This window comes from Ancylobacter terrae, from assembly GCF_045108345.1.
Classification (GTDB): Bacteria; Pseudomonadota; Alphaproteobacteria; order Rhizobiales; family Xanthobacteraceae; genus Ancylobacter.
Genome location: NZ_JBJGXH010000001.1, coordinates 1591591 through 1607950 on the forward strand (window position 1 = coordinate 1591591; position 16360 = coordinate 1607950).

Here is a 16360-nt window from a genome sequence, read left to right on the forward strand (position 1 = left end):
TGTGCTTATCTTTGCACAAATAGAAACATAGGCAAGACGCCGCGCCCCTCCACGAGGCGCGAGCGTGCGACGGGTTTGGAGCATCGGCAATGAAATTCGGGGTCGGCCAGCCTTTCCGCCGCGTCGAGGACCAGCGATTCATCACCGGCACCGGCCGCTACACCGACGATTTCCGCTACGAGGGCGAACTCTATGCCGCCGTGGTGCGCTCTCCGGTCGCGCATGGCGTGATCGCCGGCCTCGACGCGGAGGCCGCGCGGGACATGCCGGGCGTGCGCGCAGTCTACACGGCCGAGGATCTCGCCGCCGACGGCATCGGTCCGCTCCCCGTCATCATCGTGCTCGACCATGTCGAGGGCGGGCGCATGCCGCTGCCGGCGCACACGCTGCTGGCGTCGGCCAAGGTGCGCTATCTCGGGGAGCCGATCGCCTTCGTGGTCGCCGACACCGAGGCGCAGGCGCTGGAGGCGGCGGAGGCGGTGAACGTCGAGATCGCGCATCTCGACGCGGTGGTCGACGCCCGCGCGGCGCTGGCCGAGGGCGCGCCGGAGCTGTTCGGCGAGGCGCCCGGCAATCTCGCGCTGCACTGGCGGCTCGGCGATGTCGCGCGGGCGGAGGCGGCGCTGGCGGCCTCCGCGCGGGTGGTCGAGCTCGAACTGGTCAACAACCGCATCGTGGTCTCCTCGCTGGAGCCGCGCAACGCGATCGGGCTCTACGATCCCGCCGATGCGCGCTTCACGCTGGTCACCGGCTCGCAGGGCAGCCAGATGATCCGCGACTTCATGTTCGAGGGCGTGTTCGGGCTGCCGGCATCCCGGCTCCGCGTCATCACGCCGGATGTCGGCGGCGGCTTCGGCATGAAGGCGGTGCCCTATCCCGAGCAGGCGCTGGTTCTCTATGCGGCGCGCAAGCTCGGGGCTCCGGTGCGGTGGAATTCGAGCCGGGCGGAAGCCTTCCTCACCGACACGCAGGGGCGCGACAACATCTCCCGCGCCCGGCTGGGGCTCGACGCGCGCGGGCGCTTCACCGCGCTGAGCATCGAGACGCTGGCGGCGTGCGGCGGCGCGCTCTCGGCCTTCGGCGTCTATTGCCCGACGCTGTCCGGCCCGCCCATGGCGCCGGGCGTCTACCGCATCCCGGTGGTCGCGACCGACGTGCGCTGCGCCTACACCAACAACGCGCCGATCGACGCCTATCGCGGCGCCGGCCGGCCGGAGGCGGCCTATCTCATCGAGCGCCTCGTCGACAAGGCGGCGCGCGAGATCGGGATGGCGCCCGACAAGCTCAGGTCGCGCAACATGATCCGGCCCAAGGACATGCCGCACACCACCGATACCGGCGTCACCTATGATTCCGGCGACTTCGAAGCGGTGATGAAAGCGGGCATGGCCGCCGCCGACTGGGCCGGCTTCCGGGCGCGCAGGCGGGTGAAGGACGGCCGGCTGCGCGGCATCGGCCTCGCCTATTACATCGAGCGCACCGGCGTGCCGGGCAAGGAAGGCGCCGTCATCCAGATCGCGCCCGACGGCAAGGTGGTGCTGCATGTCGGCACGCAATCCTCCGGCCAGGGCCACGAGACCACCTATGTGCAGATGCTGGCGGAGCGGCTGGGGTTGGAGCCGACCTCCATCGTGGTGAAGAGCGGCGACACCGACCAGCCGCTGCCCTCGGCCGGCGGCACGGTGGCCTCGCGCTCGATGGTGCATGGCGGCGGCGCCCTGCGCCTCGCCGCGACCGACGTCGTCGAGAAGGGTCGCCGCCACGCCGCCGAAATACTGGAGACGGCGGTCGAGGACATCGTGTTCGAGGCCGGCGCCTTCACCGTGGTCGGCACGGATCGATCGGTCGGCATCCTCGCCGTGGCGGAAAAGGCGGGCGGGCTGGAGGGCATCGGCGATTTCGAGCAGAACACCGGCACCTTCCCGAATGGCGCCCATGTCTGCGAGGTCGCGGTCGACCCGGCGACGGGGGCCATTGCGGTCGAGCGCTATACGGTGGTCGACGATTTCGGCCGCGTGCTCAATCCGCTGGTGCTGGCCGGGCAGGTGCATGGCGGCATCGCGCAGGGCATCGGCCAGGCGATGATGGAGCGCGTCGTCTATGAAGAGGGCAGCGGGCAGATGCTCTCGGGCAGCTTCATGGACTACGCCCTGCCCCGCGCGAGCGACCTGCCGCTGTTCGCGGTCGGCACCCAGAACGTGCCCTGCACCACCAACCCGCTCGGCATCAAGGGCGCCGGGGAAGCGGGCGCCATCGGCGCCCCGCCCGCCTTCGTCAACGCGGTGGTGGATGCGCTGGCCGCGCTCGGCATCACCCATCTCGACATGCCGCTCACCCCGGCGCGGGTGTGGGAGGCGATCGAGGTGGCGAAGGGCGGGTGAGGCGCGGGGGGCTTACTTCACCGGCGCGCACTGGGGCTGGCCGACCTGCTGGCGGATGATGATGTAGCTGCGGCAGGCGACGAGTTCGCTGTCGCGGCCCAGGAAGATGATCGGATCCTGCTGCTGGCCGGGCGAGACGCCGACGACGCGGAAACCCTTGTCCAGCAGATCCTGTATCGGGCCGGCCGCCGCGGGCGCGGAAACGGCGAGCAGAACGGCGAATGTCGCGAGGGCGAGACGTGGCATGGTGGTTCCTCCTCTCCAGCCGATGTCGCGGCGAGTCTGGGCCGGTCGGGGACGTTCGGGCAAGCCCGGGGAGTGCCGGCTGTGGACAGCACCGCCCCGCGGACGGGGGCTCGAACCGCAGCCGGTCGCGCGCGCATGTTCCGCAAGAGTTGGACGGCTCTTGCGATCGGAACATGCTCCAGCTCGTTGAATCGAGAGCGCCTTCCTGTCGATCCGGCGATTGCGCCGGATCGGAAAGGGCTCTAGTCGGGCAGCGTGCCCTCGACCGGCCACCAGCCGCCCTCCCCGCGCGCGAAGAGCGGGCAGCCATAGGCGGCGCCGACCGGGGGCGGGCTGATCCCCTCCCCGGCCAGCGCGGCGAGCGGCGCCTGCCATCGGCGGGTCTGCTTCATGGCGACGACGATGCCGGCGATTTCGGCACCGAGCCGGCTCAACAGTCGCACGGCGGCGCGCAGGGTGGTGCCGGTGGAGATGGCATCGTCGACGATGACGACGCGCCGGCCCGCGACCAGCGGCAGCAGGTTCGGATCGAGCCGCAGCCGCTTGCCCGCCTCCGGCGAGGTGATGGAGGCGACCGGCTCGGACAGCTCGTCCGCGTACCAGAACTTCCTCGAATAGCCGAGCGGGGCGTAGCGCGGCTGCCCGAGCCGCTCCGCCACCGGCGCGGCGAAGGCGAGGCCGAGGGTCGGCAGGCCGACGACGACGTCCGGGGCGAGGTCGCGCGCGGCCGCCGCCATGAAGCCGGCGAGCGCGGCGACGACGTGGTGCGAGGCCTGATTGGCGATCAGCGAGGCGACGGCGTGGCGCCCGTCCGGCAGCGCCCGCAGCGGCAGCACGAGGATGCGCCCGTCCGGCAGCGTCACCGGATAGCCGAACCGGTGCGGCGGCGTGGGGGAGTAGCCGGCGGGAACGGCGGCGTGCAGGTCCTGCCAGTAGGACAGCGTCGGTTCGGTGAACGCCTCGCTCATCGCGCCAGGCTCACAATTCCCCCGCCGCCATCTGCTTCGCCATGAACTCCGCCTGCCGCATCGCCAGCGCGACGATGGTCAGGGTCGGGTTGCAGGCGCCGCCCGTCGCGAAATTGGAGCCGTCGGCGATGAACAGGTTCGGCACCTCGAACGAGCGGCCCCAGCCGTCGACCACGCCGTCTTCCGCCCGCGCCGCCATGCGGTTCGAGCCGAGATTGTGGCTCGCCGGGTAGGCCGGCGCCTCGATCGAGCGCTTCGCCCCCGCCGCCTTGTGGATCGAGACCAGCGTCCTGTAGCCGTGGCTGCGCATCTTCAGGTCGTTGGGGTGGTCGTCATAATGGATGTTCGCCACCGGCACGCCGAAGGCGTCGAGCTCGTCGGTGAGGGTGACGCGGTTGTCGGCCTGCGGCATGTCCTCGCCGGTCATGAAGATGCCGGCCATGTTGCGGTACTGCTCGATCACCGAGACGAAATCGCGGCCCCACCAGCCGGGCTCGAGGAAGGCGGCGGTGGTCGGCAGGCCCATCGAGTTCAGCTCGATATAATAGCCGGCGGCGAAACCGCGCGCGGCATCGTGGCGGCTGAAATCGTCGATGAAGCCGGTCATCAGCTCGCCGCGGTGCATGTTCACCGGCTTGTCGAAGATCGACCACACGGTCTGGATCAGGTGGCGCAGGTAATGCCGCCCGACATGGCCCCAGCCATTGGCGAGGCCGTTCGGGTAGCGCGCGCTGGCCGAGTGCAGCAGGAGGCGCGGGCTCTCGACGCAGTTGCCGGCCAGCACGACCGCCCTCGCCTTCTGGCGACGGCGCACGCCGGCGGCGTCGACATAGACGACGCCGGATGCTTTGCCGGCTTCGTCGTGCTCGATGAAGATGGCGCGGCTCTCGGGCCTGAGGTCCAGCCTGCCGGTCGCCTGCGCACGCGGGATCTCGACGTTGAGCGTCGACCAGCGCGAGCCGACCTTGTCGCCGGTGATGGTGAAGCCGTCCTGGATGGTGGCGGGGCGGCCGTCATAGGGGATGGAGTTGACGGCGTGGCGGCCGGTCGAGACGTTCAGCCCGAGCGCCTTGGCGCCCGCGTGCATCACCTTGAAATTGTTGTTCGGCGGCAGCGGCGGCAAACCGTTGGTGCGGGTAACGCCCATCTTGGCCTCGGCGCGGTCGTACCAGGGCTCCAGCTCGGCCAGCGTGATCGGCCAGTCGATCAGCGTGGTGCCGGGCACGTCGCCATAGACGGTGCGGGCACGCATCTCGTCCTCGATCAGCCGGTAGCAGCAGGCCGACCAGTGCACCGAGGTGCCGCCCACCACCTTGCAATGCCAGCTCGGCGTGACCGGGTGGTCCTTCGCCACTCGCCAGGTGCCGGAGGCGGTGCGCTTGTCGAGCCAGGACAGCATCTCGTAGCCGGCCCATTCGTCGTTGACGAAATCCTCGGCGGTGAGGTGCGGGCCGGCCTCCAGCAGCACCACCTCGACGCCGCGCTGGGTCAGCTCGTTGGCGAGCGTGCCGCCGCCGGAACCGGAACCGATGATGACGACGACGCCGGCATCGTCGAGATCGTAATTCGCCATGGGATCAGCTCCTGAGATCGGCTCGAAATCTTCACACCGTCATCCCGGACGGCCGAAGGCCGAGCCGGGATCGCGCGCAGGATGGAGGACGATCCCGGCTCCGCGCTACGCTTCGGCCGGGATGACGAGGTCACGACGCTCAGTAGCTGCCGGCGGGCGGGGTGGGCAGCCAGTCGAGATCGTCGAAGCCGCGCGTGACGTAGCCGCCGAGGTGCACGGCGGCGCCCTCGTAGCCGAAGGCCCCCCACACCTCGACGTCGTCATAGAGGAACCGCACCGTCGAGCGCTGCACGAGGCGGAAGGCGGGGCTCGCCTCGATCGCCTTCAGCACCTGCACGCGGTAGCCCTCCGAAAGCTCGACGAAAGGCAGCGGCAGCTGGGTGTCGATGAGATCGACGAACTGCGCGAAGCTCTGCGCCGCCGCCGGCGCGGCGAGCGCCATGCGGTCGAACTGCGCCACCACGCGGCGATAGATGCGCTCGGGCAGGCCCTCATGCGGGTAGAGCGCGCGGGCGGCGGCGACCAGCGTTTGCGCGACATGCGGGCTGAACGTGCGCAGCGCGCCGACCCATTCCTCGCCCTCCGGCAGGGCGATCGGTGGCGGGAGCTTGGGATCCTTGTGGGCGATCGGGGCGGTCATGTCGGTTCCCTCAGGACGGGACGGAGAGCTTCTGGTCGGAGGGCAGCCAGGCGTTGATCGCCTCGGCGTGGCGGACGAGGTCGCCGGCGTGGCGCGCCTGAGAGCGGCGCTCGGCCTCGACGAGGCGGGCGAGGCTCGGCTGGAAGTGCGGCACCACGTGGCGGGCGAACAGCTCGTAATGGCGCTGCGTCGCCTCCCAGTTGGCCCAGTCATGCGCCAGCATCAGGATGCACCCCGCCTCGCCGGCGCGGCCCATCAGGCGCTTGAGGAAGGCGATGGCGTCGTCCGGCGTGCCGATGACGCCGATGCCGGTCTCGTTCATCCAGGCGATGCGCTCCTCGAAGGTGTCGCCCTGGGCGGTGATGGAGGGCATGGCGATGGTGCGCTGGGTGTATTCGCAGAAGGCGTCGAAGCCGTAGCGCATGTCCTCGACCGCCTGTTCGCGGGTCGGCGCTACATGGATGTTGACGACGAGGCGCCAGCGCTTGCGGTCCGGCACGTGGCCGGCCTTCAGCGCCTCCTCCTCATAGGCGTCCCAGTGCAGCGGGGGCGCGGGCATGCCTTCCTTCGGCGAGATGACGCCGGTGGAGAGCAGGCCGAGCCCGTGCTTGCCGGCGATGCGGGGGCCGGCCTCCGAGCGGGTGGCGGCGACGCAGACGTCGAACACCGGGTCGGTATAGGGCGCGACCTGGCAGAAGGCGTCGACGAGATTGTAGCGGTCGGTCTTCGCCGTCACCGGCTCGGTGCTGGTGAGCAGCTGCATCAGCACGCCGAGATCATGGTCGAGCGCGGGGCGCAGCTCGCGCGGGTCGAGCCCGAACATGGCCGCGTCGCTCGGCAGGCCGCCCGGCCCGAAGCCGGCCATGAAGCGCCCGCGCAGCAAATGGTCGAGCAGGATCATGCGGTCGGCGACGTGATAGGGATTGTGGTAGGGCAGCGGCACGATGCCGGTGCCGAGCTTGATCGAGCGCGTCAGCGCACCGGCATGGGCGAGGAACACCATCGGATCGGCGACGATCTCGCTGCCGGCGGAATGGTGCTCGCCGACCCAGGCCTCGTCATAGCCGAGCCGGTCGATGAGCTGGATGGTCTCGAGATTGCGCTGAAGCGAGACGGTGATGTTCTGTGTCGGCGGCGAATTCCACGGCGGCATGAAGATGCCGAAGCGCAGCTTTCCCATAGGCACCTCCTTCGGGATGAGATCTACCGGCGTGCGGGCAGATGCGCCTTCTTCAGCACGCAGTGGATGCCCTTGTTGACGTCGACGGTCTGGGTGACGCGTAGGTCCGCGGCGAGCGAACAGAGCGTGTAGGCGTCCTGCGCCGAGAGGCCGGAATGGGCGCGGATGAGCGCGATCATGTCGCGCAGCGCCTCCTTCACGGCGTCGTCGAGATCCTCGTTGAAGCCCATCGTCACCCAGCTGTCGGCCTTCTCGGCGCGCGGGGTGGTCAGCTTCATGTCCTTGCGCACATGGAACTCGAAGGTGCCGGTCAGCGGCGTCTCGATGGCGGTGAGGCAGACCTCGCCGTCGCCCTGCACGCCGTGGCCGTCGCCGACCGAGAACAGCGCGCCGGGCGCGAAGACCGGGAAATAGATCGTCGTGCCGACGCCCAGTTCCTTGTTGTCCATGTTGCCGCCGAAGACGCGCGGCTGGGTGGACGACAGCCGCCCCCATTCCGGCGCCGGGGCGACGCCGAAATTGCCGAAGAACGGGTCGAGCGGCAGCTCCTGCCCCCAGGGCAGCAGCGCGACGTTGCGGGCGATGTCGAGTGGGATGTGGAGCCGGCGCAGCTCCGGGAAATCCTCGGGCAGCGTGCCCCAGAACGGCGCCTGCAGGTTCCAGCCCCAGGGCGTGCGGTACTTGATGTCGAGCATGCGCACTTCGAGCACGTCGCCGGGCTCGGCCCCCTCGACGTAGACCGGGCCGGTGAGCATGTGCGGGCCCGGCCCGCGCGGGGTGCTCTCCAGCACGGCGCGATGGTCCGGCAGGACGGAAAGGCCGGTCGAGGGATCGGGCAGGTCCTCCGGCTCGCCGGACAGCGTGTCGATGACGACGCGGTCGCCCGACTTCACCGTGAGCACGGGCGGCACGCTCGCGTCCCACAGCCCCCACTGCACGTTGCCGGGGAGGGAGGGCAGGAAATGTTCGGCCATGGTGATCTCTCCCCTCACCCCTTGACGGCGCCGAGCGTGAGCCCGCGCACGATGTGACGCTGCAAGACGAAGACGACCGCGAGAACGGGGAGCAGCGCGGTCATGCCGACCACCGCCATCTCGCCCCAGCGCACGCCCTGCGAGGTGATGAGCTTGGGGATGTAGACGGGCAGCGTCTGCACCCCCTTGCCGCCGAGCATGAAGGCGAACAGGAACTCGTTCCACGCGAAGATGAAGCAGAGCACGGCGGTGGCGACGATGCCGTTGCGCAGCAGCGGGAACACCACGCGGCGGAAGATCTGCGGGCGCGACCAGCCTTCCAGCGCCGCCGCCTCCTCCAGCTCCACCGGCAGGTCGCGGCAGAAGGAGCGCAGCACCCAGACATAGAAGGAGAGGTTGAAGGTCATGTAGGCGAGCGTCAGCCCGAGGAAACTGTCGAGCAGGCCGACCTTGGCGTAGATCAGGTAGAACGGGATGACGAGGCACACCGGCGGGGCCATGCGCGAGCCGAGGATGAACAGGAACAGGTCGTCCTTGCCCTTCATCTCGAAGCGCGCGAAGGCGTAGGCCGCCGGGGTCCCGATCAGCACAACCAGCGCGGTCGAGACGGTGCACAGCACGAAGGAGGTCAGGAGGCTCCAGTGGAAGCCCTGCTCGATCACGTAGCTGAAGTGATCCAGCGTCGGCACGAACAGCCACTGGGTGGGCCGCGCGAACATGGCGTCGTTCGGCTTGATCATCATCTGCGCCATCCAGAAGATGGGAAACAGCACGATGGCGGCGTAGACGACGACGACCGTGGTCCAGAGCACGGCGCGGCTGTTGTCGGATCGGTTGATCGCTTCGGCCATGGTCCGGCTCCCTCAGAAGGCGTTCAGTCGCTTCTTGGCGACCTGGTAGAACAGCGTGCAGAAGGCGAAGAAGGCGATCCACACCAGCACCGCGAGCGCCGAGGCCTCGCCGATGTTCCAGAACTCGAAGGTCATCTTGTTGGCGAGGATGGAGGGGGTCTCGGTGGTGGTGCCCGGCCCGCCATTGGTGAGGATGTAGATGGTGTCGAACACCTTGAAGGCGTCGATGAAGCGCAGCAGCCCGATCACCGCCAGCAGCGGCGTCATCATCGGCAGGGTGATGTGGAAGAACACCTGCAGCGAGCTCGCCCCGTCGACGGCGGCGGCGCGGTAGGGGCCGAGGGGCAGCGCCTGCAGGCCGGCGAAGAAGGCCAGCATCATGAAGGGCGTCCACTGCCAGATGTCGACGAAGATCAGCGCGTAGAGGGCGAGCTCGGGCGAGGCGAAGACCGAGGTCTCGCCGAGGATGTTGAAGCGCTCCAGCACGTTGTAGGACAGGAAGCCCCACGAGCCCGCCAGCATGATCTTCCACAGGAGCCCGACCACGATCGGCGCCATCATGGTCGGCATGAACAGCAAGGGTATGAGGATGGAGCGCCCGCGCACGTTCTGGTTCAGCACCAGCGCGCCCATCAGGCCGAGCATGAACTCGATCGGCACGGCGATGAAGACGAAGGTCGCGGCGACGCCGATGGAGTTCCAGAAGCGCGGATCGGTCAGCAGCGTGACGTAGTTGTCGAAGCCGATGAAGTCCCGCACCCGGCCGAACTTCGCGTCGTGGAAGCTCAGATAGATGGCGTAGATGAATGGGGCCAGCGACACCACCACCAGCGTGATCATCGAGGGCGCGATCAGCAGATAGGGGTACCAGCGGCTCTCGCGCATGGTCGGCGCGGGGGGCGCGAGGGCGGGCGCGGCTTCGGTCGTCGCCGACATGGGCAGGCTCTCCGGATCGGTCGGGCGCCGGCCGGGGGTGCCGGCCGGCGGGATGGGGCGGAGGGCGCGGGGCGCGACGGCGTCCCGGAGGCGTGGCGCCGGGCGGGAGGGTCCGCCGCGGCGCCGCTTTCAGGCGAGCGCGAGGCTCACAGCAGGCAGGATTTGCCGCCGCAGAGCTTCATGAGAATGGCCTGGCCTTCCTTGGCGCCCTGCTCGGGCGTCATCTTGCCGAGGCCGACCTGCTGGGCGATGCCGCTCATGGCGTCGAACATCTCCGGGTACTTCTCCATCTTCGGCCGCGCCGTGGCGACGTCGAGGGAGGACTTCATCGCCGCGAACAGGGTCGGGTTCGGCCCGTCCTTCATCGCCGGCAGCGCCCAGGAGCTCTCGCGGACTGGCACGCCGCCCTTGCCGAGCTCGATCAGCTTGTCCTGCTGGCGCTTGTCGGCGAGCCATTGCAGGAACAGGAAGGTCGCCTCGGGGTTCTTCGAGGCCTCGGAGATCACGGTGACCGAGGGCTCGGCGTCGGCGAAGCGCTTGCCCTCGCGGCCCGCCTTCACCGGCACCGGGGCGTAGACGAACTTGCCGGCGAAGGGCGACACGCCGGGCTTGTCGATGCCGAGCACGAAGTCCGACCAGGCTAGCGTCTGCGCGGCGATGCCGTTGCCCATCACGGTCGGCACGTCGACCAGCGAGTATTCGGCGATGCCGGGCGGGGCGTAGGTCCACAATTCGCGCCACATCTTCAGCGCCGCGACCGTCTCGGGGCTGTCGAAATGGGGCATGCCCTTGGCGTCGAACAGCTCGCCGCCGAAGTTCTCGACGAAGTTCACCCACAGGTTCGAGAAGGTCGAGCCGCCCTTGATGCCTTCGAGCACGATCCCGTAGAAATCGCTGTCGAGCGGCTTGCCGGCCAGCATCTCGCCCTTCTTGCGGGTGAAGAACTGGGCGATGTCGCGCATCTGCTCGATGGTCTTGGCCGGGGCGAGGTCATAGCCGTACTTCGCCTTGAAGGCGGCCTGCTCGCCGGGGTCGTTCAGCAGGTCGGCGCGGGCCCAGTAGACGTTGTTGTAGTTCCAGTTGATGAAGCCGTACTGCTTGCCGCCGTAGAAGGCGGTGGTCTTGTACGGCGCCTGGATGAAGTCGGTCGGGTTGAGGTTCGGGTTGGTCAGCTTCGGGTCGGCGATGAACTTGTCGAGCGGCAGGATGACCTTCGCCGACAGCATCGGCCCGAGCTGGGCGCCGTGCAGCATGATGGCGTCCCAGTTGCCGCGGCCCGACAGCATGTCGGCCTGGCCCTTGTTGATCACCTCGAAGTGGTTCAGCAACTCCCACTCCACCTTGATGCCGGTCTCCTTCTCGAAGTCCGGCACGATCTTCGACAAGGTCTCCTGCAGCGGGGTGATCTCGTCCAGCACGCGGATGGTGACGCCCTTGTAGGGCTTCGCCGCCTCCGCGTAGAAGCTCGCCTCCTGCGCCGCCGCCGGCTGCGCGCCGGCGATCACCATGGGTGCCGTCAGCGCCGTCGTCGCGACCAGGGCGGCCGCGAAACACCAGATCCTGCTCTTCATCGCTCTGTCCCTCTGTTCCGTCTTCAGCGGTTATTGGTTCGGCAACGCCCTACGCACCGTTCTCAGGCCGGCGCGGGCAAGGCCCGCCCGCTCGCGCCGTCGAACAGCATCACGCCCTCGGCCGGCAGGTGCAGGCCGGCCGGGCGGCCGATGCCGCCGCCGACGCCCTCGCCGAGGGCGGCCGCCGTCTCCATGCCGGTCTTCGCCTTCACCAGCAGCCCGCCGAGGTCGAGCGTGACGATGGCGTGCTTGCCGAAAGGCTCGTTGGAATAGATCTCCGCCCGCGCCGCGCCCGGCGCATCGGGGTCCGCGAAGCCGAGCGCGTCCGGGCGCACGCCGAGCGTCACCTCGCCGCGCGTGGCATGGCGGGCGACATGAGCGGGGAGCGGGATGCGCAGGTCGTGGCGCACGAGGAAGAGCGCGTCGCCCTGGCTCTCCAGCCGGCCGGGAATGAGGTTCATCGGCGGGTCGCCGATCAGGCGCGCCACCTTCACGGTCGCCGGCCGCAGCCAGATGTCCTCCGGCGTGCCGACCTGCTCGATCCGCCCCTGGTCGATCACCGCGACGCGGTCGCCGACCGAGAGCGCCTCCATGCCGTCCGGCGTCGACCAGATGGCGGGCGCCGGCTGGGCGGCGAGCCGGCGGCGCACCTCGCCGCGCAGCTTATGCCGCAGCTTGGCGTCGAGGTGGGAGATCGGCTCGTCGAGCAGGAACAGGGTCGGCTGCTGCACCAGCGTGCGGGCGAGCGCGACGCGCTGCTTCTGCCCACCCGACAGCGCGCCCGGCAGGCGCTCGCCGAGATGGCCGATCTCCAGCAGATCGAGGATCTCCGACACCCGCTTCGCTGCAGCGGCGGCATCCATTCCCGCCGGCGCGCCGGGCGCGGTGAGCGGCGACAGCGCGTTCTGGCGGACGGTGAGATGGGGATAGAGCGCGTAGCTCTCGAACATCAGCGCGACCCGGCGACGCCCCGCCGGCACCGACGCGAAGTCGCTGCCGTCCAGCCGGAGCGTGCCGAAGTCGGGCCGTTCCAGCCCGGCGAGGATGCGGCAGAGCGTGGTCTTGCCCGCGCCCGACGGGCCGGTGAGCGCCAGCAATTCGCCGGGCGCCACTTCGAGGCCGATATCGGCGAGCGCCTGCACCCGCTCCGCCTTGGCCGAGGCGAAGCTCTTGCCGATGCCGCGCACCACCAACCCCGTGCCGGCGGCGACCGCCTCGATCCGCGTCGGCGCGTTCATGCCGCGACCTCCAGGTTGCGCCCGCTCTCGGCATCGAAGACCCGCATCCGGTCGGCGGCGAGATCGAGCGCGACCGCATCGCCGGCCCGCCACGGCGCGGGGCCGGGAATCTCGGCGACCAGCATGTCGCCCTCCCCGTCCAGCTTCACGGTGAGCACGTCGGCATCGCCGCGCGGCTCGCGATAGAGGATGACGCCGCGCGCCCCGCCCCCGGCCTCCGGCGCGCGGACGCCGATGTTCTCGGGGCGGATGCCGGCGATGAGCCGGCTGCCCTGCCGCGCCACCAGCGGCGCCGTACGGTCGGCCCCGAGCGTCACGTTCCAGCCGCGCCCGGCGAGCGCACCCTCGCCGCCGAACTCCGCGGGAACGAGGTTCATGGGCGGCTCGCCGATGAAATTGGCGACGAAGAGATTGGCCGGGCGCTCATAGAGTTCCTGCGGCGGGCCGACCTGCTGCAGCACGCCGTGATTCATCACCGCCACCCGGTCGGCCATGGCGATCGCCTCGGTCTGGTCGTGGGTGACGAGGATCGAGGTGACCTGCCGCAGCTTCTGCAGGCGCTTGATCTCGGCGCGCAGCTGCACCTTCTGGTCGGCGTCGAGATGGGAGAGCGGCTCGTCGAACAGGATCACTTCCGGGTCGCGGACCAGCGCCCGGCCGATCGCGACGCGCTGCTGCGCGCCGCCCGACAGCCCCTTCACGTCGCGGTCGGCCATGTCGCGCAGGCCGAGCAGGGTGAGCACCTCGCCGATGCGCTGGGAGGCCGGCTGGCCGGCGATGCCGCGCACCTTCAGCGGGAAGCCGACATTCTCCCACACGGTCATGCGCGGGTAGAGCGCGTAATCCTCGAACACCATGGCGATGTTGCGCTCGCCGGGGGCGAGGCGGGAGACCGGGCGCTCGCCGAACCAGATCTCGCCGGACGAGACGCCCTCGATGCCCGCCGCCATCTTCAGCGTGGTGCTCTTGCCGCAGCCCGACGGGCCGAGCAGCGCGAGCATCTCGCCGGCGCCGCAGGCGAGATCGAGGGAGCGCACGGCATCGACTTCGCCGTAACGCTTGGAGACCGAGACAAAGGCAATCGAGGACATTAGCGACTCCGACCTATGCCAATGATCAATCCAAGTTCTGTGCCAAAGTGTGCTGGTGTATAGACACTCAGGAAAATAGGCGGTTCGGCGCGTTGTTCGGTGGCGGCGTTCAAGCCTCCGTCACCCTTGCTTACCTAACGTTGCCTATGATTTCGGCAGAGCGACGCCGCTTCAGGCAGTGAGGCCGGCGACCTCCTCCAGAATGTCCGCCACCGCCGCCGGCTGGCACAGGAAGGGCGAGTGGTCGACGTCGAGCGTGTAGATGCGCTGGCAGGGCGTGCGGGCGGTCATGGCCCGCTGAAGGCCGATCGACACCGCGTTGTCGCGCAGGCCTTCGATGTAGAAGCGCGGCACGCGGCCGAAATGGGCGGGGGTAAGCGCCAGCGGGTCGCGGTAGATGCGGGTGCGCTGGGGGGTGAGATGCCCGGCGGCCCAGGCGGCATCCGCCGGCGCGGCGGTGTTGTAGAATACCTCCGGCGCCGCTTCCGGCGGGAAGGTCGCGGTGGCGCCGTCCTCGGACACGCGCATGTATTTCAGGACGAGGTCCTCCACGCCGGCATCGGCATGGGCGTCGAGGAAGCCGAGCAGCGTCTCGCCATCGCCCAGCAGCAGGCCGTTGACGTAGACGGTGGCGGCGAGGCGGTCCGCGCGCCGCTCGCTCACCTGCGCGGCGACGATGCCGCCCATGCTGTGGCCGACCAGCACGATCGGCCCGGCCAGCCCGTCGATCACCGCGGCGATGCGCGTCGCATAGGCATCGAGGCTGACATTTTCGGGCGGCGCCGTATCGGTGCCGCTGGCGGGCAGGTTCGGCGCCACCACGTCGTGGCCGCGGGAGCGGAGCAGCGGGATCAGTCGTTCCCAGCACCATGCACCATGAAAGGAGCCGTGGACGAGAACGAACTGGGCCATCGCCTATCTCCCGCTGTTCCGTTGTTGCCGCATGGGGCCTGGGTCGGACGCCGCGCCGCGCTCGATGAGCCGGGACCGGCCGATCGCGGGCCCCGCGCGCCACCGCCCGAGGCACTGGCGCGTACGCGTCGGCGCGTCACGCAGCAGGAAGCGCGCCAGATCGTCCGGGGTGTCGAGGTCGAGACCGATGCCCGGCAGCTCCCGCACGCGCGGCTCGATGCCGGCGGCGCGGGCGTGAAGCAGGTGCCGTTCGAAGCTGGCCGGCCCATAAGCGACCGGCAGCAGATCGGGCGGGGCGGCCAGCAGCGCATTGGTGCCGCCGTCGCGGGCGGCGACCAGCGTCACCGCGCGGCCCTCGCCATGAGCGGCGAGCAGACTGGCGAACTCGGCCGGCGTTGCGGCGGGGATGTCGCCGGGCACGACCAGCATGCCGGCCGCACCGAGCCTCGCCAGATGGCCGATACCGGCCGCGACCGTGGCGTTCAGATCGCTCCCGGCCGGCTCGGCGATCGCCTGCGCCCCGACGGCACGGGCCAGCGACCACGCCTCGGGCTCGCGGCTGACGACGAGAATGCCGGCGAGGCCGGGCGTTCCCGCCAGTGCCGCCAGCACGTCCTCGAGCATGGCGCGGGCGAGGTCGGCGCGCGCGGCGGGCGGCAGCGCGGGAGCCAGCCGGTGCTTGGCCCGGCTGAACTCCTTGACCGGCACGAGCGCCCAGATGCCCCCCATCGCCATGGCCGTTCAGCCGAACGCCGCGCGGAGCTTCGGGAAGACCCGCTCGGAATAGAGGCGGATGAAGCGCTCCTGATCCTCGCCCGGGGCATGGAACACGAGATGCCGGAAGCCGAGCTCGACATAGGGGCGGATCTTCTCGACATGCTCGTCGGGGTCGGCGGAGACGATCCAGCGCCGGGCCGCCCGCTCGGCGGGCAGCGCATCGGCGAGCTTCTCCATCTCCAGCGGATCCTCGACCGACATCTTCTCCTCGGGCGAGAGCGCCAGCGCCGCCCATAGCCTGGTATCCTCGAAGGCGCGGGCGGGGTCGGTGTCGAAGGAGACCTTCATCTCGATCATGCGGTCATAGCCGGCACCGTCGCGGCCGGCGGCTTCGAGACCCGCGGCGACGTTCGGCAGCAGCGTCTCGCGATAGAGGTCCCAGCCCTTGCCGCTGGTGCAGATGAAGCCGTCGCCGGCGCGACCGGCGAACTTCGCCACCATCGGGCCGGCGCCGGCGATGTAGATCGGCACGGGCGTATCGGGACGGTCGTAGATGGTGGCGCGCTCGGTCTTGTAATACTCGCCCTCGAAGGAGACGCGCTCCTCGCTCCAGAGCTGGCGGATCAGGCGCACGGATTCGCGCAGCCGCGCGAAACGCTCCTTCATCTCCGGCCATGGGGCGCCGGTCGCCGGCACCTCGTTGAGCGACTCACCCGAGCCGACGCCAAGGATGACACGGCCGGGGAACAGGGCGCCGAGCGTGCCGAAAGCCTGCGCCACCATGGAGGGGTGATGGCGGAAGGTCGGGGTGAGGACGCTGGTGCCCATCACGATGCGGGAGGTCGACGCGCCGAGCGCGCCGAGCCAGGGAAACGCCGCCGGGGCATGGCCGCCGGTGTGGCGCCAGGGCTGGAAATGATCGCTGACGAAAACGGAATCGAAGCCGTGGCGCTCGGCGGCGACCGCGAAGTCCAGCAATTGCCGGGGCCCGAACTGTTCCGCGGAGGCCTTGTAGCCGAGCTTCAGCACACCGTATCTCCCTTGCCGGAGCGGGAGATGCGCCGCGCTGTCCCGCCGCTCCT

Annotated in this window: 15 protein-coding genes; 1 reads left to right on the forward strand and 14 read right to left on the reverse strand. The window is 69.8% G+C overall.

What is annotated here, in order from left to right; translation table 11 throughout:
* The first annotated feature begins 89 nt into the window (after positions 1-89).
* Positions 90-2381: a xanthine dehydrogenase family protein molybdopterin-binding subunit gene (locus tag ACEUEL_RS07640; RefSeq protein WP_405703711.1), complete on the forward strand. Its 2292-nt coding sequence runs from the start codon at positions 90-92 to the stop codon at positions 2379-2381.
* A gap of 12 nt (positions 2382-2393) precedes the next feature.
* On the opposite strand, the gene ACEUEL_RS07645 is transcribed toward ACEUEL_RS07640, so the two are convergent.
* From ACEUEL_RS07645 to fgd, 14 genes are all read right to left on the reverse strand, one after another.
* The gene (locus ACEUEL_RS07645) at positions 2394-2627 is read right to left on the reverse strand and encodes a hypothetical protein (RefSeq protein WP_405703713.1); all 234 of its coding nucleotides are present in this window, start codon (positions 2625-2627) and stop codon (positions 2394-2396) included.
* Positions 2628-2869: 242 nt separating this feature from the next.
* Positions 2870-3595, reverse strand: a complete 726-nt coding sequence (locus ACEUEL_RS07650; RefSeq protein WP_405703715.1) for a phosphoribosyltransferase — start codon at positions 3593-3595, stop codon at positions 2870-2872.
* 10 nt (positions 3596-3605) lie between these two features.
* Complete coding sequence (locus ACEUEL_RS07655) at positions 3606-5168, reverse strand: GMC family oxidoreductase (RefSeq protein WP_405703717.1); 1563 nt, start codon at positions 5166-5168, stop codon at positions 3606-3608.
* A gap of 139 nt (positions 5169-5307) precedes the next feature.
* Positions 5308-5808: a hypothetical protein gene (locus ACEUEL_RS07660; protein ID WP_405703718.1), complete on the reverse strand. Its 501-nt coding sequence runs from the start codon at positions 5806-5808 to the stop codon at positions 5308-5310.
* Between the two features lie 10 nt (positions 5809-5818).
* Positions 5819-6988 carry an LLM class flavin-dependent oxidoreductase gene (locus ACEUEL_RS07665; RefSeq protein ID WP_405703719.1) on the reverse strand — a complete coding sequence of 390 codons (1170 nt, stop codon included), beginning with the start codon at positions 6986-6988 and terminating at the stop codon, positions 5819-5821.
* 23 nt (positions 6989-7011) lie between these two features.
* Positions 7012-7962 (reverse strand): acetamidase/formamidase family protein, encoded by a 951-nt coding sequence (locus ACEUEL_RS07670; protein WP_405703720.1) that lies wholly within the window; start codon positions 7960-7962, stop codon positions 7012-7014.
* Positions 7963-7976: 14 nt separating this feature from the next.
* A complete protein-coding gene (locus ACEUEL_RS07675; RefSeq protein WP_405703722.1) occupies positions 7977-8813 on the reverse strand; it encodes a carbohydrate ABC transporter permease in 837 nt (278 codons plus the stop codon).
* A gap of 12 nt (positions 8814-8825) precedes the next feature.
* Positions 8826-9749: a carbohydrate ABC transporter permease gene (locus tag ACEUEL_RS07680; protein ID WP_405703723.1), complete on the reverse strand. Its 924-nt coding sequence runs from the start codon at positions 9747-9749 to the stop codon at positions 8826-8828.
* Between the two features lie 146 nt (positions 9750-9895).
* Entirely contained in the window at positions 9896-11320 is a 1425-nt protein-coding gene (locus ACEUEL_RS07685; RefSeq protein WP_405703725.1) for an extracellular solute-binding protein, read from the reverse strand.
* A gap of 62 nt (positions 11321-11382) precedes the next feature.
* Entirely contained in the window at positions 11383-12558 is a 1176-nt protein-coding gene (locus ACEUEL_RS07690; RefSeq protein ID WP_405703726.1) for an ABC transporter ATP-binding protein, read from the reverse strand.
* Positions 12555-13649, reverse strand: a complete 1095-nt coding sequence (locus ACEUEL_RS07695; protein WP_405703727.1) for an ABC transporter ATP-binding protein — start codon at positions 13647-13649, stop codon at positions 12555-12557. The genes ACEUEL_RS07690 and ACEUEL_RS07695 overlap by 4 nt, the downstream gene beginning before the upstream one ends.
* A 171-nt stretch (positions 13650-13820) precedes the next feature.
* The gene (locus ACEUEL_RS07700; RefSeq protein WP_405703729.1) at positions 13821-14561 is read right to left on the reverse strand and encodes an alpha/beta fold hydrolase; all 741 of its coding nucleotides are present in this window, start codon (positions 14559-14561) and stop codon (positions 13821-13823) included.
* Between the two features lie 3 nt (positions 14562-14564).
* A complete protein-coding gene (gene cofC, locus ACEUEL_RS07705) occupies positions 14565-15296 on the reverse strand; it encodes a 2-phospho-L-lactate guanylyltransferase (protein WP_405703730.1) in 732 nt (243 codons plus the stop codon).
* Positions 15297-15302: 6 nt separating this feature from the next.
* Complete coding sequence (gene fgd, locus ACEUEL_RS07710; protein WP_405703731.1) at positions 15303-16307, reverse strand: glucose-6-phosphate dehydrogenase (coenzyme-F420); 1005 nt, start codon at positions 16305-16307, stop codon at positions 15303-15305.
* Between the last annotated feature and the right edge of the window lie 53 nt (positions 16308-16360).